Annotated in this window: 1 protein-coding gene and 3 pseudogenes; 1 reads left to right on the forward strand and 3 read right to left on the reverse strand. The window is 57.3% G+C overall.

Annotated elements, in window-relative coordinates; translation table 11 throughout:
* Positions 1-38 precede the first annotated feature (38 nt).
* Both I6F24_RS37180 and groEL read right to left on the reverse strand, forming a co-directional pair.
* Positions 39-347, reverse strand: a complete 309-nt coding sequence (locus tag I6F24_RS37180; RefSeq protein ID WP_225131534.1) for a hypothetical protein — start codon at positions 345-347, stop codon at positions 39-41.
* A 1,114-nt stretch (positions 348-1,461) separates the two neighbouring features.
* Positions 1,462-1,643, reverse strand: a pseudogene (groEL, locus tag I6F24_RS37185) (chaperonin GroEL); the annotation flags it as partial.
* A gap of 142 nt (positions 1,644-1,785) precedes the next feature.
* On the opposite strand from groEL, the pseudogene I6F24_RS37190 reads away from it, so the two are divergent.
* Positions 1,786-2,034 (forward strand): annotated as a pseudogene (locus I6F24_RS37190) (hypothetical protein); the annotation flags it as partial.
* Positions 2,035-2,553: 519 nt separating this feature from the next.
* Here I6F24_RS37190 and I6F24_RS37195 read toward each other — a convergent pair.
* Positions 2,554-2,935: pseudogene (locus I6F24_RS37195) on the reverse strand (hypothetical protein); the annotation flags it as partial.

The following is a 2,935-nucleotide window of genomic DNA, read 5'->3' on the forward strand; positions in this document are numbered from 1 at the left end:
CGCCACCAGCCCGCCAACGTGATCAGAGGCGCAAAACTCTAGTTCCGGGTGGTCCAAAGTTCGGTCTCGCTGCACAAAAACCCCGAGACTCTAACTGCCGCTGGATGAAAATGCAGTGGCAGGTCACTGGAGGCCGAGCACGACCGTGTTATCGTGCCGCCGCTCGTATCTAAACTGCCACGACTCTCGAACTCCTGAACTGAGGGCTCCACAATGTTTTTAAGCTGCTCGTAGTAGCCACCGTTTGTAATCTGATTGCGGTAGTATTTCGTGACGTGGTGACGGGTGATGTTGTTGGCTTGCAATTCACTCTCAGTGACGACCCGCGCCCCTTCGATGAATTTCATGACATGCCCTCTAACGGGCAGGGAATTAGCTGCGCTCGTCATTGCTACATCTTGTCCTATCGTGATGAACTGCATCCTGACCCGCAGGCCATTTACTCACCGATAGTACCCGGGGAACAATGGATCGAAACCTACCTAACTTGGTGAAGACATTGGAATTATATGCCGACCGAAGCGAGGTCGGCACGTAGCTGCTATCGACAGCAGCGGTGCGTTTCTGAGCTGTGGCTGGATCACTTCCGGACGCTTTTCGGCGCGTCACCGGTCTCGTCCGACGAGTTGATCTGACGCCAATCACCAACGCTCTCGGTTGTTCCAGTAACGATCAGCTTCCCATTCATCCGAGCAATAATCCGGCCGATGCTGGCTTCGGAAGAGGACGTCGGCGGCACATCCGCTCGCTGTACCAATGAGCGAACCGCGGCAGGTAAAGCGTCGTCGCTGCTTTAGTGCCTCCAATAGCGAAGAAAGAGTCTAACGAGTTCCTCCCGTCGCGAAGCTCCGCATGATCTCGGTCGTCAAGATTGAAGCCGAGATAAATCGCGCAGGGTCTCAGAGGATGGCCTTCTCGTCCGCGGACGGGAGCAACAAGTCTGAAAACATCGGCGTGAACTTTCCGAACGTTGCGAGTGTTGTCGCTGGTGAGATCCGGTCGACTTTGACCTTCGCACCCGGTCCGACCGCTTTCGATGATCAGTGCGAATAAAGGCTTCGAGTATGTTCGTATCAATGCTGCGGTTTCGATGGATTCGAGGGGCCTGCTGTGTTCAGTCGCATAAGCATCGAGTTTTCCTCTAACAAGGATCGGAGATCGCAATGGTGAGCCGCACCGTACCTTGTCGGCACGAATGTCAGGCCTGGCGGCCCGACATGTTTCCCCGAGTTCCGGACGATCTTTTCGAGGAGGGGTCCAACAGGTGATCGCGCACAGCCTCCCCTGCCACTCATCTTCAACAGCAATACGTCGTACCCACAATGTCGGGTTCGCAACCAATGTCCAAAGGTCCACGCTGAGGTTCATGTGAGGACGAGCGGATCTGGGCCGCTCGCAAAACTCCAACTGTCGCGTTCCTTACATCTGGGTTCCGGAGAAGGGCCTGCGAGTGTCGCCATCCTCGTTGCCGACCTTCTTCATGGCGCGGCGAGCAACTTGCCGATCTCCGCGTCGCCGTTGGCGGAGATGGTGGCGACCTGGGCGATCTCTTCGTTCGAGGTGACCTTCTTGGAGTTATTCTGGAGGTCTGCAGCAACGGCCTCGATTGCAAGCTCGATGCCACGCTTGAGGTCTAGCGGGTGCGGGGCGACGGCTTCGTTCAATCTCGCTTCCGTGAGCCATCCACGACGCAGCGCGCAGCTGGCCTTGGCCCGGCGACCTCACGGAACCCTCAAGTTCCGTCGAATCGGCAGCCGTGATTCGATCGTCGCATCGCAGGTGGCGATGCGACGCAAGAAGCACAGGGCGACGGGACCCAGCGGTCTGTTCAGGGCCAGACTGACCCGATTGTTTGGCCGGCGCGGTTCGGCTCGGTGGTCAATCAATATGAAGCATGAGCTGGTTCAGCTCGCCGACAAGGTCGATTGGGACTGGATCGACGGCGAGATCGCGCCGCTCTATACCGAGAATGGCCGGCCTGGACTCGCAACCCGCTCCATCATCGGGCCGTTGCTGCTCGAGGACATTTACGGTGCGCGAGCGAGCGGGCCGATTTCGATAATGTCGTAGCTAGGAGGCACGAGGACACCTGCAGGCCGATGGTCACTGCGGCCGCTGCTAGCTCAGAGGCCGCGCCGGCGATGCGGCTAACGTCATCAGTTCATCCGTCGCCCACAACTTCGGTCGCATCCTCATCTGGCTCAGAGAACTTTTGTGCCTCATTCTGGTCAAGCTATCGCGCACGTTCCGCCCTCCCATCCCGCTCATGAGCCTCGTTAACGGAGCACCAAGTAACTCCGTCACGCAGCGACGCGGAACTCTGCAGCGGCTACTTGCACCACTCGGTAATCGTGACTTTGGTCTCGCCAGTCAAGCGCGCCTCAGTCTTGACGGGCCCGAAACTCTCGGCCAGCGTTAGCTTCCGGCCCGCGCGACACCCGCTTTTTCTTTCATTCTGACAATGAGTGTCATATGGCGCCTCAGTCTCGCACATCACACTCGTCATCACCCTGAAGCCAGTACTCACCGGCCTAATGTTGGCTCCGAACATGTCTAATCAGGCCAAGAAGCATTCTCCATTCCTCCTGGCCGAATGTGTCGGTCGCATCGCCTGAGCTCAACGAACTGACGGCGCATGATAAACAGTGCAATCATTCCGGCGCCTAGCTCCGCGATGGCTTGACTGGCCAATACTCCGCTGGAGCCAGAGATGGCCGGGAAAAACAGTACAGCCGGAATGAAGAGATAATGCCTCGCGAAACACACAACCGCGCTGAGACGCGCTCTCCCGAGCGATTGAAGCATCGTCGTGACGACAGTCTCAATACCATACAGTCCAAAAAAGAGATGGAAGACGGTGCAGGCAGAAACGGCAATTTCCCTGACGCTATCGCTATCGCTGAACAGCCCGACCAAAGGACGGACAAAAACCATA

Source organism: Bradyrhizobium sp. BRP23 (assembly GCF_020194135.1).
Lineage (GTDB): Bacteria > Pseudomonadota > Alphaproteobacteria > Rhizobiales > Xanthobacteraceae > Bradyrhizobium > Bradyrhizobium yuanmingense.

What these genes read in the sequence shown, in the direction of transcription:
- I6F24_RS37180 (WP_225131534.1), bottom strand. Translation starts at nt 347, where the DNA reads ATGAAATTCATCGAAGGGGCGCGGGTCGTCACTGAGAGTGAATTGCAA.